The sequence below is a fragment of the Pantoea eucrina genome, from assembly GCF_001691555.1.
Lineage (GTDB): Bacteria > Pseudomonadota > Gammaproteobacteria > Enterobacterales > Enterobacteriaceae > Pantoea > Pantoea borealis.
In genome coordinates this window covers 2386597-2409140 of the sequence record NZ_MAYN01000008.1, presented here as the reverse complement: position 1 = coordinate 2409140, position 22544 = coordinate 2386597, and the positions used below count along the sequence as shown (strand labels likewise).

Below are 22544 nucleotides of genomic sequence, written 5' to 3'. Positions count from 1 at the left end.
TAATAAGTGGCACTGCTATGTACCGTGTACACCGCAAAAAAATAACCATTCTTCATTTAAAAAACATTTTTAATTTAATTTTTACATCCTGAAATATTTGTATCCATAAGATTGCCCGCTTGTTTGCCGATTTATAACGTCATTAACAAAAATATAAATTATCTTTCTTAGCTAGTGAGAATTGTCGCGCCATGCTGTTAGAAAAACCCACCACCAGACGTAAATTTTTACTCGGGGCGCTGCTGGCTTTGCCGGTCAGCGACCTGCTATTAAAAGGCGTTACCGCCGCGCAGGCGGCAGAAATGGCCGCGCCGGAACTCGCCGATTATAAACCGATCTTTTTCAGCGCCAGTGAATGGCAGTTTATCCTGGCAGCAACCGACCGTCTGATCCCGGCTGGCGGCAGCGGCAAGGCGCCCGGCGCGCTGGAAACCAACGTGCCGATTTTTATCGACCAGCAGCTGCACACGCCGGAGTTCGGTGCAGAAATCTATCTGCAGGGACCGTTTGATGTGCACGCCCCGGCGACCATGGGGTATCAGATCCCGTTTACGCCGCAGCAGATGTACCGCACCGCCATCAAGCTGGTGGATCAGTGGACGCAGACGACCTATCAGAAAGCCTTCCACGAGCTGAGCACGGAAGAGAAAGATGCCGTGCTGACCCGTATCAACAAGAATGATGGTCTCGATTTTGCGGCGCTGGGCGAGCCGGCGCTGAAAGCCTCACAGTTCTTCAGCCAGCTGCTGGCTGATACCAAACATGGTTATCTTGCCGACCCGATGTATGGCGGCAATAAAGGCATGAAAGCGTGGATCGCTATCGGCTTCCCGGGCGCCCGCGCCAGCTTTACCGAATGGGTGAAGCAGCACAACGTGCCGTATCCGCTCGGGCCGGTCAGCCTGCTGGGCCAGCGCGCCTGAATTTCCCTATTTGGTATGTGAGACAGAATTAACATGGCACAGATTACAAAAAAAGAAGTCGATGTCGTTGTATGCGGCCTCGGCTGGGCCGGCTCGCTGATGAGTATCGAGCTGGCGCTGGCCGGACTCGAGGTGCGCGCGCTGGAGCGCGGCGGCGAGCGCGACTATCCCGACTTCGCCTACCCGAAGCCGGCCGATGAATACGCCTATAACGTACGTAACAAAGTCTTCGCCACGCCGAAAGAGGTGGCGGTGACGGTGCGTTACAATATGGATCAGACTGCACTGCCTACCCGCAAATGGGGCGCCTTTGCACCCGGCACCGGCGTGGGCGGCGCAGGTATGCACTGGACGGCAGTACTGATCCGTCCGACCCCGACCGATATCAAACTGAAAACCTATGTTGATCAGGCGTATAAGCCGGGCATTCTGCAGGATGATATGCGCGTTATGGACTTCCCGTTCAGCTGGGAAGAGATTGAGCCTTACTTCTATAAGTTTGAGCTGATCTGCGGGCAGTCCGGCACTACCGGTAACCTGCGTGGTCAGATCCTCGAAGGCGGCGATCCGTTTGAAGGGCCGCGCTCAGAGCCTTACCCGCTGCCGGCGCTGGACGACACGCTCAACAACGTCATGTTTAAAGAGGCGGCGAAGAAGCTCGGCTATCACCCGTTCCCGAACCCTTCAGCCTGCGTATCGCGCGCGTGGAAAAACCCTTACGGCAACCAGATTGCACCGTGCAACTACTGCGGCTACTGCTCAAAATATCCGTGCCTGAACTACTCCAAAGCATCACCGCAGACGGCGGTGATGGATGCGCTGAAGCGTCTGCCGAACTTCTCCTACGAAGTGAACGCTGAAGTGGTTAAAGTCGTGCTGCACGAGGATGGCAAAACCGCAAAAGGCGTGATCTACTACGACGTGGATGGCAACGAAGTATTCCAGCCAGCCAAAATTGTGGTGCTCTCCAGCTTCCAGCTCTACAACGTGCGTCTGATGCTGCTATCCGGTATCGGCAAGCCGTATAACCCGATCACCGAAGAGGGTGTGGTAGGGCGCAACTATGCGTTTCTCTCCAACGGCGGCGCCACGCTGTTCTTTAAAGATAAGAACTTTAACTCTTACGCCACCGCCGGCGCGACCGGCCAGATGTTCAATGACATCTCGCCAGGCAACTTTGACGGCCCGGGCCTCGGCTTCCTCGGCGGCGCCAAGATCCACAGCTCGCAGGCGACCGGTACGCCGATGGCCGCTGCGCTGCCGAAAGGCACGCCTGCCTGGGGCATGGGATACAAAGAGGGGCTGGAGCAGTGGTACAACCATTCGATGAAGATCAGCATCACCACCACCTGCCAGTCTTATCGCGATATCTATCTCGATCTCGATCCGCACTACACCGATCATCGCGGCAACCCGCTGCTGCGTATGACCTTTAACTGGAAAGAGAACGAGCTGAAGCTGCAGCAGCATCTGAAAGGCATCGTGGGCGACATTGCCAAAGAGCTGAACCCGGACAGCATGAGCATGAGCTTCCTGCCGATGGGCGCTGATTTTGACCTCACCAAATATGTCTCGACCCACAACGTGGGCGGCGCGGTGATGGGCGATAACCCGAAAACCTCGGCGCTGAACAAATACCTGCAGAGCTGGGACGTGCATAACGTCTTTGTGCCGGGCGGCAACGCCTTCCCGCAAAACTTCCAGGCGAACCCGACCGATACCATCGGTGCGATCACCCTGATGGCGGCGCAGGCGATCAAAGAGCAGTATCTGAAGAACCCCGGCCCACTGGTACAGGCATAAGCAGATGAAAAAATTAGCATTACTGGCAGCGCTGGCGCTGAGCGGCGTGGCGCTGCAGGCGCAGGCGGAAGATGAAGCGGCCCTGATTAAGCAGGGCGAGTATCTGTCGCGGCTGGGTGACTGCATGGCGTGCCACAGCGTGGCAGGTAAAGCGGCCTACGCGGGCGGGCTGGCGATTGAGTCGAACCTGGGCACGATCTACTCCACCAACATCACGCCGGACAAAGCGCACGGCATCGGCAACTACAGCGAACAGCAGTTCTCTGACGCGGTACGTAAAGGCGTGTTGCCGGATGGCTCACGCCTCTATCCGGCCATGCCGTATCCGGACTACGCGAAGATCAGCGATGCCGATATGCACGCGCTCTGGGTCTACTTTATGAAGGGCGTAAAGCCGAGCAGCGAGCAGCCGCAGGAGACGAAGCTGAGCTTCCCGTTCAGCCAGCGCTGGGGTATGCGCTTCTGGAACTGGGCGTTTACCTCCGACAAGCCGTTTCAGCCGATTGGCGGCGCTTCTGCTGAAGTGAATCGCGGTGCCTATATCGTCGAGAGTCTTGGCCACTGCGGCAGCTGCCACACGCCGCGCGGTCTCGGCATGAATGAGAAATCGCTCGACAGCAGCGACAAAACTTTCCTCGCCGGCGGCAGCCTGAATAACTGGGATGTGCCGTCGCTGCGCGGCATGCCGCACTGGAGCGAGCAGGAGGTGATCGATTACCTGCAGACCGGGCGGAACGATAAAGCTGCGGTAGGCGGTGAGATGAAGTCGGTAATTGAGCACTCCAGCTCCCATATGACCGACGCCGATCTGAAAGCGATTGCCGCATACCTGAAGTTCCTCGGCGGTAATCCGCCGCTGCAGGCCTACAACGTGCAGGCGCAGCAGCAGACCGAAGCGAAACTGACGGCCGCGAAGAACCTGAGCGAAGGCGAGCGTCTCTATCTCGACAACTGCGGCGCCTGCCACTTCGTGACCGGCAAGGGTGCGCCGGGGATCTTTCCCGAGCTGGATCAGGCAACGATCGTGAACGCAGGCGATCCGACGGGGCTGATCCACACGATCCTCGTCGGCGCGCAGCAGCCTTCAACGGCTAAAGCGCCGTCAACGCTGGCGATGCCGGGCTTCGGCCAGCGCCTGAGCGACGAAGAGGTCGCACAGCTCGCCACCTTCGTTCGCCAGGGCTGGAGCAACCGCGCCGCGGCCGTGACCAAAGAGCAGGTCGCCGACGTCCGCAAAACCCTGCATTAACCGCTATACGGGAACGCCCGGATAATATCCTCAGCCAGGGGCGCATAAATGCGCCCCCTGCGGGGTTCGTACGACATTCAATAATATCCATCCCCCCGTAGGGGCGCCATTAATGGCGCCCTGGCCGATATCCGCACGTGATTTAATGACGCCATTAATGGCGCCCTGGCCGATTTCCGCACGTGATTTAATGACGCCATTAATGGCGCCCTGGCCGATTTCCGCACGTGATTTAATGACGCCATTAATGGCGCCCTGGCCGATATCCGCACGACATTCAACGACGCCTGGATTTGACCAGGGGCGCATAAATGCGCCCCCTACGGGGTTCGCACGACATTCAATAATATCCATCCCCCGTAGGGGCGCCATTAATGGCGCCCTGGCCTATACCGCACGTGATTCAACGACGCCTGGATTTGACCAGGGGCGCATAAATGCGCCCCTGCGGGGTTCGTACGACATTCAATAATATCCATCCCCCGTAGGGGCGCCATTAATGGCGCCCTGGCCGATATCCGCACGTGATTTAATGACGCCATTAATGGCGCCTTGGCCGATTTCCGCACGTGATTTAATGACGCCATTAATGGCGCCCCGGCCGATATCCGCACAAAACTCAATGAAACGTGCGCACCACTTCCAGCACGCCGTTAATCACAAACTGCACACCCATACAGACCAGCAGAAAACCCATCAGGCGCGAAATCGCTTCAATGCCGCCTTTACCCACCAGCTTCATAATCGCGCCGGAGCTGCGCAGGGAAATCCATAAAATCAGCGCCACGACCAGGAAAGTCAGCACCGGGGCGACCATCACCACCCAGGCGGGAAAATCGACGCCGGCTTTCACCGTTGAGGCTGAGCTGATGATCATCGCAATGGTGCCCGGACCGGCGGTGCTGGGCATCGCCAGCGGCACAAAGGCAATATTCACCGTCTCGCGCGGATCGTCGCTGGCATCCTGCTCATCTTTTTTATGGCGCGCTTCTACCGAATGGCCGACCGGCTTTGCCGGAAACAGCATGCGAAAGCCGATAAAGGCGACGATCAGCCCGCCCGCCATGCGCAGGCCGGGAATCGAGATGCCAAACGTGTGCAGCACCGCGTTACCGGCATACCAGGCGACCATCATGATCAGAAACACATAGACCGACGCCTGCAGGGCCTGACGGTTACGCTCCTGAAAATTCATCTCGCCCGCCAGCCCTAAAAACAGCGCCACGGTCGTCAGAGGGTTCGCCAGCGGCAGGATCACCACCAGCCCGAGGCCTATCGCTTTGAAGAGTTCCAGCATGATGCATCTCCGCAGGGCAGGGCCGCATGCGCAGCCCTGCGACAGGACGTATTACTCAGTGCTTGGGCGTGTCGAGCGCTTCGATCATCTCGGGGAAAAAATCTTCCAGCAGCTCGGGCGTCATCAGTTCAGGGTAGCTGATAAGGTGTTCGCGGATGCGCTCGTTAACGTCCGGCAGCAGGCGCTGCGCGGCATCTTCAGCGCTGATTTTTTTCTGTTTCATCAGGCGCAGCACGTTGTCTGGCAGGCCATCTTCATCCTCAACCTCATCCACGCCCTCCAGCGCATCGAGCTCATCCAGCAGATCCATCAGCGCTTCGATCTGCGGCGTGCGCGACTCATACTCCGCCGGGCGTTCGCTCTCGAGATAGCGCAGCAGGGCGCGCACCGGCGATCCATCCGGCGTAGCAGGCGGCTCGCTGGCGAACCAGCTCAGCAGGTCATGCTGGCTCACCTGATGAACGTGATAGCCGTTATCGGTCAGCTCATCGGCGAGGATATCGGCGGTGTCGTGCTCAATCAGACAGATATGGGTGCGCTTTGGCGTGTACTGTTCCAGCCACTGATAAATCTCTTCAATGACGCTGTCGTCATACTGAAAAGTCTGGTTGAGGTAGCTGTCATCCTGCTCATGTACGCAGAGTCGAATCAGATCGGGATCGAAGTAAATCGCTATGTTGATGCCTTTCATGCGCGCTGTCCTGTTTGCTGCAAAATCTCACTATAGCGTCAGGACGCCCGGAAAAACATGGGGAGGCCAGCAGCGTACGCATCCGGCCATAAAAAATCTCATTCATCAGCACGATAAGGCCGGGACAGCGCCCCGGCACACGGCGCTGATTACATGCCGATATATTTTTTACCCTGCTTCAGCACCACATCACACGCTTTGGTTTTAAGCTTCTCACCCATTGGCGAGTTGCTCAGGCTCTGCAGATTAAGCTGCTGGCCGTTACCGGTGTTGAGCAGGCCCGCGATACCCTGCTGATAATCGGTTTTCTGCTCCTGCGCCGCCGGACTGCTCAGGCCGAGTTTGCTCAGCATCTGCTCTTTCACCGACTTCACGTTGTTATCCACCACGTTATGCTGCACGCAGTACTCCATCACGCCCGCCGCGTTGGTCATATTGCTGGCGCTCACCGCTTTATCGCCGCCGTTCAGCAGGCCGGTCAGCGTGGAGAGCGACAGCCCGCCGCTCTGCGCGCCGTTGCTGCTGGTGATGGTATTGCTGTTTTGCTGCTGCGAGAGCTGAGAAGCAGCGCTGCTCAGCTGATCCTGCCAGCTCGCCGCCGATGCGCTGCCCGCGACCAGTGCTGCTGCCATACCCCATGCCCAAACGCCGCGTTGCATTGATTTACTCATGTGTAACCTCATGGTTCCGTCTTTCAGACGCCGATAATGCAGGATATGAGGCACAGGATCTCAGAAAGTTCCGGAGAAGCGGGCAGGGCCATGCAGATTGAGAGTGTTCTGGTTTCAGAGGCGATGATGACGCTGTTTTTTTCAACGCTCAGCGCACGCACTGCTCAATAGCGGTTGCACACCCCACGGGTAACGGTATAATCGCCAGCGTTTTCCGTATCCTTATCCATGCCGGAGTGGCGAAATCGGTAGACGCAGTTGATTCAAAATCAACCGTAGAAATACGTGCCGGTTCGAGTCCGGCCTTCGGCACCATTAGTATGTAAATAGACCTCAATTGAGGTCTTTTTTTATGCCTAAAATCCAGTCCCCGCAAGGCTTTACCCCGCTTATCAGTCAACTGACGTCAATCTGAGTTACCCCACATCAACATGCTTGTGAGTATAGAACCGAGTATATATGCTGGTTCGATAATGCTTATATACTCACGGCAGCATATGGAAGGAATACCATCATGGCCCTGACTGATACCAAGGTGCGTTCGGCAAAACCAGAAGCAAAGGAATACTCGCTCGTCGATGGCGATGGCATGTTTTTGTTGATACATCCTAACGGCTCCAAATACTGGCGCTTTCGTTTCCGCTTTGGCGGTAAACAACACCTGATGGCTTTTGGTGTTTATCCAGAGACATCTCTGGCTGATGCTCGTCAAAAGAGGGAAGAGGCCAGGAGACTTGTTGCTGCTGGCGTCGATCCTCGTGAACATAAGCGTGCAGTAAAAGAAGAACAGGCTAAAGAGGTCATCACATTTGAATCTGTTGCCAGAGACTGGCACGCAAGCAATCAAAAATGGTCTGAGTCACATAGTGGCCGGGTTCTTAAAAGTCTTGAAGATAATCTATTCGATGCGATTGGTAAGCGGAATATAACTGAATTAAAAACCAGAGAGTTACTTATACCCATCAAGGCCGTAGAGATGTCTGGACGTCTTGAGGTGGCGGCGCGTTTACAGCAACGAACTACAGCAATTATGCGATTTGCCGTGCAAAGTGGTTTAATCGATTACAACCCTGCCCAAGAGATCGCTGGAGCCGTCGCCACAGCTAAACGGCAACATCGTGCTGCGCTAGAACTTAATCGTATTCCTGAACTACTTCATCGTCTCGACTCATATACCGGCAGACCACTAACACGCTTAGCTGTGGAGCTAACGTTGTTGGTTTTCATTCGATCTAGTGAACTGCGTTTTGCACGCTGGTCAGAAGTCGATTTTGACACTGCAATGTGGACGATTCCGGGAGAACGTGAGCCATTGAAAGGTGTGAAGCATTCACATCGAGGATCAAAGATGCGTACTCCTCATCTTGTTCCTTTATCACGTCAGGCTCTGACCATTCTGGAAAAGATCAAAAGCATAAGTGGAAACCGAGAGCTGATTTTCGTTGGTGATCACGATCCGCGTAAACCGATGAGTGAGAACACGGTTAATAAAGCACTCCGGGTGATGGGCTACGATACGAAAGTAGAGGTTTGCGGGCATGGCTTTAGAACCATGGCATGTAGTTCATTGATTGAATCGGGGTTGTGGTCGAAAGATGCGGTAGAGCGGCAGATGAGTCATCAGGAGCGTAACTCTGTGCGTGCTGCTTATATTCATAAGGCTGAACACTTGGGGGAGCGTAGGCTGATGGTGCAGTGGTGGGCGGATTATCTGGATGCGAATCGGGATAAGGGGGTTAGTCCGTTTGATTTTGCTAAAGTAAATAAGTAATTGTTTCCGGGTAGCAACCGCTACCCGGAAACAATTAATTGAATTTGAACATTAATTTTTATGGGCTAAAAAGATGAAGCTTCTTAATACATACGAAGATAAAGATGAAGCAGAAAATGCATTAACTAAAATATCTGGAAAGAAGAGATTAGCAAGCGAGCGCGATAACACAATCGTTATTTATAATCTCTTTGGTACGCCATCATGGGGGAGTTTCTATAAACTAGGAATGTTTAACCTTCCTGAGCTGCAGCAAATGTTGGAACTACGTAAAGCAGGGCAACCTATTGATGTAGCGAAGCATAATGAATACATTAAAACGCTCGACTATGTTGCTCGTACATTTGAATTATCCATTCCAAAACATTGGTTGTAAAAAAGGACGGTTAACCGTCCCCATTATTGCAATCTAAAATGTCGCATGTTTTATGTGCCTATAGTATATTTTTTTTGGTTTTAATAACTAATGTGTATTAATTAAAAATTGTTATGCCTTACATTGAATTCTTATTAAGGTTTATATAAATGAATCATCTTTTTTCAGTCATGATTTATTGTGAATGATAAAGCGAAATCTAAGTTGTGTCAGAGGTGAATTGTTGTTTTAATTAAATGTTTATAGTGGTTTATTTATTGGGGGGCTCATTATTTCAAAAATGAGCGTTCTATTTTTATCTGGTTGCATATGCTGGGTTAGTTTCCTAAAGTTATACTAACCAAGCATGTGATAGAAGTGATGTTAAAATTTAACAAAATTATCATCATAGGAAAATAATGGCATCATTAGCCTGGTGATGAACATCTAGTCGTATATTAGACGATAATCTGTTTTCATTAAAGTTTATATCGAAGGGGAACCAAGCTGGGTCATTAATAATAGCAGACATACTTTTGCTAGAGTTTCCTTGAGCTCTGACTGATACCTCAGTCAGCCAAGCGATAACGTTATCGTGATTAATCGCAATTGATTTTCGCAACTGGTATGTGCCTGATTTAGGGTTAGATAACAATTCTAGATTTATTAGGGTTCGAACAACAAATTGCATACAACGCTTGATAGTTGAAGTATCCCCATAGCTTTCAGTAATGCGTTGCTCTAATTGATTGTAAATGAACAGACCTTCGTGCTTGGTCATTCTACCAATTTGTATTACGATATTATAAAAGAAGGGGTATTTAACAAGCATCATTCCCCAATGAATAGCTATATTTATTTCACTGTGTTCAATGAGCAATTTGCAGGCGTCGGAATGAAATGCTTTGGGCACCGATTTCGATTCTGAATCCCAAATGCCAAAAAGAAGATTTCTAGTTTTATCTTGTGCTACTTTGCTGTCAAAACTAGGGGCAAGTAAACTATCAATTTTATTTTTCAATGCCTGCCCGTGAATCCCATTCGCCGACCAGGATGCGGTTTGAACAAGCCAATCCATCTCTAAATGCCGATTGAATCCAATAATGGGTTTCATGAGTAAAGATTCCTTTTGAAAACGACTATTGAGTTTCCTTGCTGCAAGTATTCAAATGTTGATACATCAAGTGTATTCAAGTTGATATCAATTTGAAATGGGAAGAACACTTGATCAGCTAATACTTCATCAAGACTAATGCTAACTTTATTCAATGAAATCATAGCAGCGGTGGTTAACCAATTTGCGATATTGTTGCTAACTTTTTCTTGAATTGGAACGATCGAATATGATATTAGTTTATTACTTCTATCTATCACCCCTAATTCGATCATAGTCCTTAAAACAGCACTTAGTGCTCTACTGGTTGCTTGTGTCTCGCCATATAACATACTCATTCGGCTAAATACTTGAGAAAAGGTAAATACGTCATTTAGCCTAGCTTGTCGGCCGATAAAACGAGCAACCTCAGCAAAGAAAGGTTTTTTTGCGATTAACATTCCCCAGTGAATAGGTAATGAAAATGCATCTATCTCTTGATGTAATTGAATGCCTGTCTCAAAAAAAACATCTTTATTTTTTGGTCGCATCCAAATTGAGGTTAATAAATTTCGAGCTTTGCGCCGATTTTCTTTAGTCGCTATATACGTACCAAGGAATACTTCCAGGTTTTTATTTAATTGCACACTATCTGCTTCGCTAGCAACCCAGCGGAGCGTTTGTTCAAGCCATTCTTTCTCGATGTGGCGGCAGAAACCTGGAGTTTTAATCATAACTAACTACTTTTTGTTAACAATAATGAAAGGCACTATTGCCTCATGGAGGCTGATTCCGCCATGCCCTACAACGACATCCCCTTTACTTTTAAAGGCTTTATCAGAGCAGGCTAGCAAAGGATATGTCCCTTTTGGCAGGCCCATCTCAGGACCGGGCCATACTATCACAGAATCTTGATAGTTTGCAGCAGAGCTGTCTCGCAGACTGGGGTTATTATAAATTCGTACTCGTTCTCCCCGAGTCTCCGCTTTTACCCCTTCATTTATATATCCCATACCGATAGCCTCTTGGTTACCATGGTCTGAAGTAATTATAATTTCAAACCCATTCTCCAGCAGGTCTGAAATTTTATCTTTGAATTTCCATTCGGCCAGCCAGCTATCAACCAATACATTTAGTCCAGCCATTCCCATTTTCATTCCGTGCATCTGTTCATCGATAAAATTTATGACTAAACCGGCAATTTTAACTGGTAGTGACCCAACTAGTGATTGCCATTCATCGACTGAATAGTTCTCAATTTTCTTTGCATACTTAATTTCTCGTTTGCTTAAGCCTTTATCCATCCAATAATTAATCCATAGTTGTTCTTCTTTATTTGTAGTCAGTAAGGATTCACCAAACAAAAATGGACGTTTCCCTGAGAACAAGGTTTGCCGTGAAATTGATGTTATCGTTGGCACCCAAGCAAAACAAGAGTGCTCTTCTATTGAAATATTTTCGCATATTTGCAATTGCTTACGTAATAATGGCCATTGGCGAGCCCCCATACCATCTAAAACAAGCAAACAAATTTTATTGCCAGAATCTATCCTGCGTGATATCCAGTCAGGAACTTTATGCAACATAGATGGGTAACGAACAGTTGGTATGGTTTGTATTTTCGCATAGTTGATTAGTAACCAACGTTGAAATAATTCATCCACATCAGTGTTAATATTTTTAATGTCATCAAACAAAACTTCAACTGCAGGCAATTTTTTATTTTGATAAAAAATGGCATTCATGATACCAAGAGAACGTGACTGCTCAAGCCAGAAATCTGCATTTGCACTTTCATCTGAGTATTGGTTGAATGTTTTTTTTGCATTATTAAGTAGGTGTAGTATTCGTTCTTTTTCTGTTAGTTTTGGTTCTTTTAATACAGCAAATGATGCCCAGTGTTCAGGAGGTAAGTTTTTTATCGCTACTGGTTTTATAATGCCTTCAGCAAAAAGATTATCAATAAAAATGCGAACGTCACCATCAGCAAAGGGAACAATTAGCTGAGTATTTGGTCGAGGTGCAAAGGAGATAGAACTCTTTTCTTCATCTTGTAAGTATATTTCCCATTGTTTTTGAAGGAAATCAAAAAAATAAGATTTATTGGAAATAAGCTGATTGACATTCCATAAACCAAAACTCGGCACTAAACTCAGTAGATGAATTAGTCTCGTTTCAATTGGCATTGGCATTTCAATACCAATATAATGCTTTCTAATCAATAACCTAACGAGGTCCGTACTGGATTGGATTATCTCAGGTGCAATTCTATATATATGGCGCAATAAGAAATCTAGACTGGATTGTGGGCTAAGCCTACCTGGTGCAAATGACTTCAGTGCATCCATGACTGACTGATAAAACTCAGCTGGTAGTAATCTTAGTATATCTGAATCAATATCCTGGAAAAATTCTGATAGATGAAAATCAATCTCTTTTGACTCACGATGGATATCATGAGGTATAAAAATATCACTCTCTGCCGCCAGTCGAATAAGGAAAGATATTTTATTCTCATCACTACGCCATGTTTCATAGGCCAGACGTAATGCTAATGGGTCATCATCATCAAAAATGAACGCATTTTTTTCTTGAAGTGAGGTTGCTATAACAGGCTCATATAGTAGTCCATCTGGATCGTTTATGATGTATACAAAATCCCCATCCAAATTTACTTTATGAATAACGTCATCCTGCCAAGTCATATTCATCCTTTAATTTCAATAATGGTGTGTAAAACCATGTCAGGAATCACCCTGCGTTTTTTATCTATATCCTGGAGCCACAGAGCATATTCACTACTTAATTGACGCAAGCGAAATTGGCGAACCTCTGGTAATCCAACTCGTTCTATTGCTTTTTTTCTTGCATTAAATGAGTATTCACCTTTTTCAACCTGGTTATCTAAATCGGTCTGATTAGCTGTCAACATGCTTTCGAAGATAGCTTTTCCTTCCTCTTGTGCCGCCTTATGCATAAGAGCATAGATCGACTGATGTAAAAAAGAATCGACTGCTAAGTCTTGAGGTAAAATATCAAATTCTTTACTACAGACAGCATCCCAGACTCTTTGGGATGCTGTTGCGTAATATTGACCGTTGGGCTTGATATAGACTGGCATATATTGGCAGCGTCGCTCATGGCCAGCCACAAGGCGGATACTCCATAATGCCCAATAACCATTCGCTCCGGCTGGTAGTGACTTAACAGCAACACTGGGGATGGGTTGTGCTTGACTCCAAACAGGTAATTGACTACACAGCCCTTTTATCTTGGGGTTTTCGAGCGTTAGGTGCGTGAAACTTGGCTGTTGCTGGGCGATTTTCCCAATAAAGGTTATTCCACTCCATGTTGCACCATCTGGCCAAGTTAGAGTATGACTCCCATCAATTTCGTCAGTAAAATCAGCTGGATGCTGCATACTACGTTGCCAGCGCAAGTAACTAGCGACCATGCTCTGTACCCAATAGGGTAATGGATGGTTCAAGGCTTGGCGATAGTCCTCAGCAGATAAGGGATCTCCGCCACCAAACAGTGCATCCTGTTGCCGCTTGTCCACTGCACCGTCTCTTAAGGTGGCTAGGGCTTTAGCTAACTCCTGATCCATTAAAGCAGGATCAGTGATCGATGTGATAAACAACTCATCAAACAGATGATTAGCAGCAGAGGAATCCAATACATCGCTGGTCTTATCAACGCCAAACTCTTCGAGGATAATTTGTAACTTCGCTTCGAGAATTTCGCGAACTCTGTGCTCAACGGTATCTTCGAGCACAAAGTTCAGTGCGCGAACGATATGCTGTTGGCCGATACGATCGACGCGGCCAATACGTTGTTCCATGCGCATCGGATTCCAGGGCATATCGTAATTAACAATCACATGGCAGAACTGAAGGTTTAGACCTTCTCCACCGGCATCGGTTGAAATCAGAATGCGAGTATCACTGGCGAAGGCAGCTTGTACCTTTTTACGCTCTGACAGATCCATTGAGCCGTTGAGACTAACGACACTGATACCTCGTTCAACTAAGAACTGCGCCAACATTTCTTGGGTCGGCACAAACTCTGTGAACACCAGCATCTTCAGGTATGGATCTCCCTCTTCTTGCTGTAGGCGGTAGAGCCAATCGAGTAAGGCTTCGGCTTTGGCATCATTTTCGGCACTTACACATTGCTCCGCTAACGCTAGCAAACGGCGCACTTCGTTTTTTTCATTCTCCAACGATGTTTGGCACTGAGCTAATAATTCGTCCAGCTGGGTTTGACCATCCAGATCCACCCACTCATCGGCAAACGCCAAAGGTAATTCTTCTTCTACCCGCTTATTTTCTAGTACTTTTAGCCGACGGGCGAGGGTTCGTGAGATGGCCGCACTACTAGAACTCACCAAACGCTGCATTAATATCATCAAAAAGCCAATAGCATTTTGTTGTTTGGCTTGGGCTTGGTTGTAGCCTTCTTTAATGTACTCAGTCACCTCTTCATAGAGGTGACGCTGTAATTCATGCCGGGCTTGCCAGGCAACGGCAACCATTTCTGTTTGCCGAGGACAAAAAAGTGGCTTACCTTCGCCATCGATGGCGATCCGTTTTTCAGTACGCACCACAAATGGCTGGACCCGCTCCTGTGAGACCGAGCTTACATCTGGAAAGGCTTCGGCATCGAGCAGGGCCATCAAACGGTGGAAAGCATCACTTTTGCCTTGATGTGGTGTAGCGGATAATAACAATAAATAGGGAGCTGCTTCGGCCAAACCTTGGCCTAGCTTGTAACGGGCGACCTGGTCGGTGCTACCGCCGAGACGATGGGCTTCATCAATGATGATAAGGTCCCAACCCGCAGCCAACAGGTCATCAAAACGAAGCTTGTTGTACTCATTAAGTTGTTTGAGTGGCCATCCTTTGCGGCTTTCAATGGGCTTGATACTGTCGACAGGGCAGACAACTTGATCATAACGTGACCAGATATTGTCATGTTCATTCTGCGGTTTTTGTTCACCGGGCAGCATCAATTGGAATGACTCGTTGAAGTGGGTCTGCATTTCACTTACCCACTGACTAACCAACCCTTTAGGTGCGCAAACTAGTATTCGCTTTGCCAGTCCGCGCAACTTCAATTCACGCATGACCAGTCCAGCCTCGATGGTTTTGCCCAGACCTACTTCATCAGCAAACAGATAGCGCACCTGTTTTTGGCTCATTGCCTTGGTGAGCGCCTTCAGCTGGTGCGGCAAAGGAATGACATTCGATTCTATTGGTGCCAGTAAAGTATCTTCCTGCTGGACGTTGGCAATTTTGGCTGCAGTGGCCAAGTAGCATAACGTATCAGCCGTCACGATTGTCTGTACCGGTTGGTTGTAGAGATCGGTGTCTAATACCTTGAGTACTACATCTTGTTGCTGTAACCAGACACGGTAATGCTGCTGGCCCCAGAGGCCAGCAGATTCAATCACTTTGACATATTGTTGATGGGCCTGACTCCAGGCCCAGTCACCTACCTGCCACATTGTTTATCACCACTCGTCATCGGTATCGACTTGACTCAAGGTAACCGCTTGGTCGAAATACATCAATAACACTGGATCTTCTTCCAATATGCTGCTTGGTAATTTATCGGCTACGGCGATTAAAGCAGGATACTCCTGTCGTTCCCATAACATCTTAAAGCCAGCCCGCACTGCTTCGATGCGGAAGACTTTTAGTTTTTTCTTGGTGGCCCTGTACTCTTCAAACTCTTTTAGCAACGATTTTTCACGTAGCCTTTCTAAATCACTAGCTTTGTTTGGATCTGGTAGGTACCATCGATCTTTCGCTTTGGCAACTAATGCGGGATCGTTTTTCGGCAGGTTTCTAAGTTCTTTCCAGTTGCTGGATAGATAGCTATGAATTTGATCAGGCACTTCGTCTTGCCCGTCATAGCAGAGAAAGTTTTGTGTTAAAAGTTCACGCAGATCCAGAACAATCTCATTTTTACTCCATCCTCCTAGTTGCTGCATAAATAGTGGATTCACATCTGAAAAAACTGAAGGTTTTCTCTTAAGTAATTGAGTTAACCAACTAATAGCTGTTGCTTCATCTTTAACAAATAAAGATGCTTGAATGAGTTCTTTTGCCAAAATCTTCTTTCTGGCGTATTCTACAGATTGTTCAGGTAAAAATACCATTCCATCTTGTATAACAAGCCGTTGTTCTATAGACGTTTGGAACTCTATACTAGACATTGGCACAGGGTGGCCACTTCTAACGTAATATGCGACAAGTTGATCATAGAGAATTCTCGGATCCCTTTCTGAAATATAAACTAGCGCACCATTTTGCTGCTTTATTACAGGTAAGAAATTCAAGTGTGTGAAAATGAAATCCCAAACACCATCTGGAGTATTAAGCTCAGCTTTGAAACGTTGTTCAAAATCTGAATTTGGTTTATAAGCTGAGATAACAAGATCTTGTTTTACCGCTGTTGTTGTGTTGACAGCTTGGAATGTATTAGTTATTTTGTCTAGTATAGAAACACCAGCAACAATAAAGCCAGCATTAGATAATGCAGTTTGAATTCCATTCCAAACAGATGACTGTGTATTAGAAAATTCCACTGTTATCCATTTCCCCGGTTTCAATACTCTGAAGTATTCTTTAAAACTATCACACATTATATTTATATAGGTAATTAGGTCTTTTCCTTTAACTCGGTCAATAATGGCTTCTTTTTCCACATTCGTGAAAACACCTCTCCATGCCTCTATGAAGAAATTTAGATCAGAATAGTAAATGTTCTCACCGAATGGCGGATCTGTAAAAATATAATCTATTGTATTGTCGCGTATTTTTAGATTGCTAGCTGAACCACAGCTTATCACAAAATTATCTTTGCATTTTTCGATGGAATTGAATGCTGTTAGTATTCTCTCTAGCTTATTTTCATATGCAACAAAAGGATTTGCTTCCGAACTCATCATTGGCACATAAAAAACCCCCGCCATTGGATTATAAGGAAACGAAACTCCCGGCCTAAACCTATTCCTTAAAGATAAATTTACGAAATGAGAATCTAGCCAATAACATAGTGCTTCTCTTATCCCAAAATCATCAATGGAGTTAGCTTCTTGCCATAAATTGGATAAGATTATTCTTATTTTTTCATAATAGAAATGATTGATTTGACTAATTTTTGATGGTTTCATCCTCCCTACTCGCATCATTTGCATGTCGGGAATTTCATTACTAGGGAAGTAAATATTCTCACTTAACTTCATGACTTCATTGATAATATTTAGATCGTGCTCATCAGGTCTTTTAATGATATTTCTTCGTTTTCTTGAAAAACACACTAGAGTCATGACTCTTTTTGGTCTTTCAAGCATTTTTTTACTATATTGGTCAATGTATTTTTCGTAGACAGGTAATAAATCTTTCTTGTTGAGAGTCACTCCACAGTGTTTACATTGAAAGTTATCAGAAACTTTCGAATAATCCTCGGATAATGCATTGTCAGAAAAAACAACATCGTTAGAGCAGCTATTACACTGTAGCACCTCACTCCATACATAGTATTTGACATCGACAGTATTTCCCGTTTCAGGGTCGATAGTCTTGAACATCCATGAATACTTCTCCTTGACCGAAGATAAAATGCTATTTGCAATTTTGTGCAAACGAGTGACATCAATTGGACTGTTGCTTCCAAAAGCAATATTGTTGGCGGAAGGGGAAAGATCATTTAAAATACATTTTCTAGCGCCAACATGACTGAAAACAACTCCGTCAGAACTAACCGAACCATCTTGAGTATCGACGATGTAGCCTAGTTTTCTAATTTCTTCTTGACTGGCGCACATCTGTGCTGCCACCCCGGCCATGCCTGAGCCGCTAAACCCATCGAGGACAATATCACCAGGTTCAGTATAATGAAGAAAATATCTCATTATTGCTTTATGGGGGACTTTAGTATGATAAGTATGGGCATTGTAAATAGGCTCTTGCTTACCTTCGCTAACATCTGCGACAAATGGCTCCCTATGATATTTTTCTTCTCTAAATAGGCTTTTTGATTCCCATTCTGCAACAATATCCTCTATCCATGGGTTAGGGCAGGCCGTGTAAAAAGGTGGATCACTTAGGTTCAAAATGTTCTCATCACTACCGATGGGAAATCCTTCTATTTTGCGAAATTCTGGGTCTTTAAGTTTTTCCGCTAGCAAAGCCAAAAAATATTCTCGACGAGCTTGATCGTTATCGAAAGTCTTTCCCAAGCAGGTCACTTGACCTACTTTTTGTTCCTGTAATGAGTTCTCGTTGGAGAATAAGCTGTCTTGTTGCATAATGCTTCCTATGGCGGATATGAACTATGTTCTACCCGCAAGTCTATATTAATCGATAATGATACGAACTTTATTGATGTCCTTACCCTGACAAAGCTTGTCGAGCAGCCGATTAAAGCGCTCAGCTACTTCGTCACGGCTCAGGGGAAGGCCTTTTCCCAAGGCATTAATAAGTTCGACCGAGTTAATTCTTAACTCTTCTAACCCTGCTAGTACTTGGTTTACCGCTTGTATAAAGGTTGCATCAAGTGACTCAGGGAGCTGACCGTTCTGAATAAAATCGCGAATTAACTGTGTTTGATTGGGTTTGAGCAGCTCGAGGTTAATAAACGGATCATCGAGCAGGCTATTCAGATTACTAAGCCAATCGCTTTGTAAACTGTCTAATCGTTGTTCCAGATTTTTTAATTGCTCACTGGCCGGAGCCTTGCTGCTTTCTTGACGAGCATTGAATTCTACCGGATTGGCATTCATCGCCAGTTGTTTGGGATCAATGGGCTTAGCCGCTTGTAATTGTGCTGCCTCTTTACGCCAATCAACTAACTGTTGGGCAGGGAGCAAGGTGATGCCACTCAAAATATCCAATTCTGCAAGACGATCGTCGCTTAGAAGTTTGGATTTAGTTTTCTCTTCACTGCTGTCGAGACGAGCCCGAATATAGAGTTCAATATAGTACTTCGCATAATCTGTTTTTAGCCCAGACAGAATAGCGATCTGCGTTGCTTTGAAGTTCTCATCACATCGTAATGATGGATCCGCAAAACCTTGTCTTAGCCCATCACGAGCCAATTTCACTTGTTCTTGCCATATGTGCTGCTCTGGCAGTACCAACTGAGCCTCTTTGAGGTAAGTACATAATGGGGTCAGATCGTTAACTGCCGCCTTGAGTTGCACAAAATTTCGCCATGCGTGAAGTATTTGCTGGAAACAGGCAATTTCTGAAGCCGTCACCTTGAGGTTTTTCAGCTTACCTGGTTTGTCATAGCGTTGGATTGTTTCCAAAAAGTTTTTAAGCTCATCTAGTTGTGTTGACAGCGTTTGTTCTTCACTTTCTTCCAGAACTAATTGTCCCCATAACGGCAAACGTTCTTTGACGCTCTGCTGCCCCTTGACTAGTTCGTTAACCAGTAATTCTGTACGCTTTAACATTTCACGTACGATGCTCTCGTCACCTTGCTGGATCGTGGTAGCTAAACCGTCATTCATGTCCAACAAAGTGAGTAGGGCTTTTAATGCGGTAACATTAAAATCCTTGGGCGATTGGATATGTTTAAAGTCTTTCAGTACATCAAATGGAACGGATTTGAATTTGACGGCATCACTGGCAGTCAGGGTATGGCCGACCACTACTAATTCAAGCTCGCCGCTATAAACCAAACAGGCGATCAGGACTAACAGCCATTCCGGCTCTAGTCGGAAGCTTTCTGGCTTAAAATAGAGTCGGGAATTGATTGCCTCCAGCAGTTCTGCCTGATTGGCCACCTGGCCCTGTGGCTTGCTTTGCAAAACAGCTAAAACAGCTTGGGCATAGCGTGATTGTAGCGGGGAAATTTTATCGCTATCCAGTAATTCAAGTGCGTCAAGGACGGCATTGGCTCGCTTGGTCGCAGCTCCACCAGAGACAACACTTAACGCATCTTTGGCGGCACTTTCGATGTTTTCATAAGTGATCCACTGACTAAAAGTGGGATACTCGGGTGCCAACGAAACAAAGTGATTAGCCAAGATATGGCTGGCAACGGATTCAAAAATATCCTTGAGGCTGCCAATTTGGCTATCGCCGAGCCCAGAAATGTTGCGGACAGATGTACCTTTGAGCCAGTCCATCATCGGCTTGCTTTGCCCAATGTATTGGGCAATGTAGGCATCTTTGAAATGACTTTTTAGCCAACTCTGCATCTCTCTCAGATAACCATCCGCCTTAAGTTTGTAGACATTCTTGGCGTTACCTGTAGCAGAAGCATGTAAATCGATAGCGGCTGCATAGTAGTTTAGGCTGCGATCAAAATCGCCGTCAGCATTTTGCAGAATAAATAGCACTTCATCGCTGCGGATGTGCTCTTTTTTCTGTTTTGGCGGGTTATATGGCTGTATGAAGTACATGTAATAATCGAGCGGCGGCTTGGCTGTTTCTCGTTCATTAGGCGAGCCTAAGAACATCCATCCTGGACGGTTAACATTGCGATCCAACCATTTCAGTTCGTGCCGCCACATCTGAATATTGGGTTGCTGCATATCAGTTTCTTCCAGGATCTGCAGCATAGCTTCACGATAGGCACCGTTACGACTATCATCCGTAAGCAAGGGAATCTTGTTTTCGATGTAAGCATCAAAATCTTCATTCTTTTTCAAATCCAAAAAGAACTGATCGTTTGCCTTGTTCTTTGAAAAGAACTGGCCATTAACGGTTTTTCGAATCTTAGTCAGTACAGCAACGATCTGAGTTTCTAGATTTTTACTCTTTTCTCCGGGCAGTTGCTCAATACCAGGCAGATAGAGGCAGAGTGAGTCACGTAGCTCGGCAGCTGTTGCTCCCATCTCGTTATAAACATCACCAACAGTCAAACGATGGATTGCCAAACCGGCTACAAGGCGTTTGGCAAAGTCTATTTCAGTTGCGGTTGGATAGGCTTGATCAATACGAGTAAACAGGGTTTCACCGACATCAATGACCTGACCTACATCAGGATTGGTTTTGGCGCTGGGATCACTTCTGAGTTCATCCCAGTAGGTGTCATAAGAGAATACTCCCGGCTTATCCAGGGGGACTTGTTGCTCCATTAAAGCTTGCATCTGCCGCGAGAGGCTACGCAATACCTGTCGTTGTTCGATGCCTGCACCATGAACTCGCTCGAAAGTATTGATGTAGTCAGGATGAACAGGGAACATCCGAACAAATTCGTCGAGTCTTTCATTCATGCGATCAAAACAAGACGTGAATTGTTGCAGATACTCACGGATCCAGTGCAGTTGCTGGGCATCTTTTTTGAGCAAACGTTCAGCGACCACATATTTGATATCGTCACGTGTGATCAATACCTGCTCTGCACGGTCACGAATGCGTTTGACTTCCTGCGTAGCAAAAGCTAATTGAGTGCTGTCGAAAATGGCTTCCTGAACACCACAAATAAACCGGAAGCGTGTGCCATCAATTACTTCTCCCATGACGCGCATCATCGCCATATCCAATGGTAGTTGTTGCTGGTTCCGTGAGCGCAGGTAGTCGAGGATTTCATCACAAATCAAAAGCAAACCTTGATCTGGATAGCGTTGATGAAATAGCGCCATCATCTCTTCAAAGTAGGGTTTGTGATTGGATGAGATTTCATCCATAGAGGGGAATTGATAATCAATCCCCATTTCCGCCAAGCTGGATGTCAGGTTGTCTGTGACGATATCAGCAAAGGCTTTTTTGCTAGCCCCGACCTCAAAGCGAATGACTTTAAATTTTCCGGCAATTTTGCCTGCAGCGTGGCGAACCTTGTCGTTAGTAATACATTTTGCAAGTTCTGGAAACTCAGCAACTGCCGAGATCACTGACATTAGGTGTGATTTACCTGAGCCGTAGTTACCGACAACCCAGAGAGATTTGTTATCAACTGATTCTTCAAACTGCAACTGTGGAATGATGATGTCAGCCAGTTTTAGTGCCATCTTGTCCGAGATAACATAAGACGCCACCAACTGCTGAGCTTTGTGCTGTTCAGCAGACTCCTTGAGTTTGATGATAGTTGTGACGGGCTCAAATTGAATGAGCTCTCCGTACTTTTTCATTTATATTCCCTCTGCTCAACAAAGTGAATGATGGGCAGATTTGCCAGTTCATTCGCTGTGTAAGATTGATAATCGGCCCTTCCCGGAACTGAAAAGGTTAAAAATTGTTCTGTAATCTGCCCAGGCCAGATAGCGATGATAGGCTTGATACGCGCCAGCTCTTGTAGCTGGCGCAAAGGATCTAGCTCCAGAGATGGTTCAAATAGAGCTTGAATCCTGTCAATCCATACTACTTCAGACGCTATGCAATTTAACATTTGAGTGAGGATATCTGGTGCCTTACGGGATCGATCACCACGTGATAGCGGTAGCAAGTGTTCACATAGCTCTTCAGATAGCTCGAGCAACGTTATCTCTTCTGACAGATAACAAGGCAATATGCCTTGTTCAGTTGAGTTTACGATTAGCACCAGCGAGCTAGCCCGGTCACACAATCTCAAAAGGGCTGAGTCGGTTTCCTTAAGCAGATCGTAAGTCGAGGATACGATTGTAGTATGGATGTTTTGACCAATCATTTATCTGAAGTTTTAACGTGAACTGATGGGCATATTCTAGCGAGTTAGCAGGTGCTTGTCTCAATAGAAACAGAGCACACTGATG

16 protein-coding genes and 1 tRNA gene are annotated in these 22544 nt (G+C 46.8%); 6 read left to right on the top strand and 11 right to left on the bottom strand.

Annotated features, from left to right (window positions below; all coding sequences use genetic code 11):
- Positions 1-191 precede the first annotated feature (191 nt).
- The 3 genes from BBA90_RS17455 to BBA90_RS17445 are packed head-to-tail and all read left to right on the top strand — an operon-like array spanning position 192 to position 3975.
- Positions 192-923, top strand: a complete 732-nt coding sequence (locus BBA90_RS17455; RefSeq protein WP_065650247.1) for a gluconate 2-dehydrogenase subunit 3 family protein — start codon at positions 192-194, stop codon at positions 921-923.
- A 33-nt stretch (positions 924-956) separates the two neighbouring features.
- Positions 957-2726 carry a GMC family oxidoreductase gene (locus tag BBA90_RS17450; RefSeq protein ID WP_065650246.1) on the top strand — a complete coding sequence of 590 codons (1770 nt, stop codon included), beginning with the start codon at positions 957-959 and terminating at the stop codon, positions 2724-2726.
- Between the two features lie 4 nt (positions 2727-2730).
- Entirely contained in the window at positions 2731-3975 is a 1245-nt protein-coding gene (locus BBA90_RS17445) for a c-type cytochrome (RefSeq protein WP_065650245.1), read from the top strand.
- A gap of 30 nt (positions 3976-4005) precedes the next feature.
- On the opposite strand, the gene BBA90_RS17440 is transcribed toward BBA90_RS17445, so the two are convergent.
- The 4 genes from BBA90_RS17440 to BBA90_RS17425 form a co-directional block, all read right to left on the bottom strand.
- A complete protein-coding gene (locus BBA90_RS17440; protein WP_139074206.1) occupies positions 4006-4284 on the bottom strand; it encodes a hypothetical protein in 279 nt (92 codons plus the stop codon).
- Between the two features lie 310 nt (positions 4285-4594).
- Entirely contained in the window at positions 4595-5272 is a 678-nt protein-coding gene (locus BBA90_RS17435; RefSeq protein WP_065650243.1) for a MarC family NAAT transporter, read from the bottom strand.
- Positions 5273-5327: 55 nt separating this feature from the next.
- Complete coding sequence (locus BBA90_RS17430) at positions 5328-5963, bottom strand: hypothetical protein (protein ID WP_065650242.1); 636 nt, start codon at positions 5961-5963, stop codon at positions 5328-5330.
- 149 nt (positions 5964-6112) lie between these two features.
- Positions 6113-6634, bottom strand: coding sequence for a DUF2501 domain-containing protein (locus BBA90_RS17425; protein WP_430914194.1), 522 nt, complete (start codon positions 6632-6634; stop codon positions 6113-6115).
- A 230-nt stretch (positions 6635-6864) separates the two neighbouring features.
- Here BBA90_RS17425 and BBA90_RS17420 point away from each other — a divergent pair.
- From BBA90_RS17420 to BBA90_RS17410, 3 genes are all read left to right on the top strand, one after another.
- Positions 6865-6949: transfer RNA gene (locus tag BBA90_RS17420), tRNA-Leu, on the top strand.
- 199 nt (positions 6950-7148) lie between these two features.
- Positions 7149-8405 (top strand): tyrosine-type recombinase/integrase, encoded by a 1257-nt coding sequence (locus BBA90_RS17415; protein ID WP_065650241.1) that lies wholly within the window; start codon positions 7149-7151, stop codon positions 8403-8405.
- Between the two features lie 73 nt (positions 8406-8478).
- Positions 8479-8781 (top strand): hypothetical protein, encoded by a 303-nt coding sequence (locus BBA90_RS17410; protein WP_065650240.1) that lies wholly within the window; start codon positions 8479-8481, stop codon positions 8779-8781.
- Positions 8782-9166: 385 nt separating this feature from the next.
- Here BBA90_RS17410 and BBA90_RS17405 read toward each other — a convergent pair whose 3' ends face one another.
- The 7 genes from BBA90_RS17405 to brxF are packed head-to-tail and all read right to left on the bottom strand — an operon-like array spanning position 9167 to position 22459.
- Positions 9167-9874, bottom strand: a complete 708-nt coding sequence (locus tag BBA90_RS17405; protein ID WP_065650239.1) for a hypothetical protein — start codon at positions 9872-9874, stop codon at positions 9167-9169.
- Positions 9871-10587: a hypothetical protein gene (locus BBA90_RS17400; protein WP_065650238.1), complete on the bottom strand. Its 717-nt coding sequence runs from the start codon at positions 10585-10587 to the stop codon at positions 9871-9873. Before BBA90_RS17400 ends, BBA90_RS17405 begins: the two co-directional genes overlap by 4 nt.
- Positions 10588-10593: 6 nt before the next feature.
- Positions 10594-12558 (bottom strand): BREX-3 system phosphatase PglZ, encoded by a 1965-nt coding sequence (gene pglZ / locus BBA90_RS17395; protein WP_065650237.1) that lies wholly within the window; start codon positions 12556-12558, stop codon positions 10594-10596.
- 2 nt (positions 12559-12560) lie between these two features.
- Positions 12561-15359: a DEAD/DEAH box helicase gene (locus tag BBA90_RS17390; RefSeq protein WP_065650236.1), complete on the bottom strand. Its 2799-nt coding sequence runs from the start codon at positions 15357-15359 to the stop codon at positions 12561-12563.
- Positions 15360-15365: 6 nt separating this feature from the next.
- The gene (locus tag BBA90_RS17385) at positions 15366-18170 is read right to left on the bottom strand and encodes a DNA methyltransferase (protein WP_065650235.1); all 2805 of its coding nucleotides are present in this window, start codon (positions 18168-18170) and stop codon (positions 15366-15368) included.
- Positions 18171-18218: 48 nt separating this feature from the next.
- Positions 18219-21944 carry a DUF6079 family protein gene (locus BBA90_RS17380; RefSeq protein ID WP_065650234.1) on the bottom strand — a complete coding sequence of 1242 codons (3726 nt, stop codon included), beginning with the start codon at positions 21942-21944 and terminating at the stop codon, positions 18219-18221.
- Positions 21941-22459 (bottom strand): BREX-3 system P-loop-containing protein BrxF, encoded by a 519-nt coding sequence (gene brxF / locus BBA90_RS19215; protein WP_139074205.1) that lies wholly within the window; start codon positions 22457-22459, stop codon positions 21941-21943. The genes BBA90_RS17380 and brxF overlap by 4 nt, the downstream gene beginning before the upstream one ends.
- Between the last annotated feature and the right edge of the window lie 85 nt (positions 22460-22544).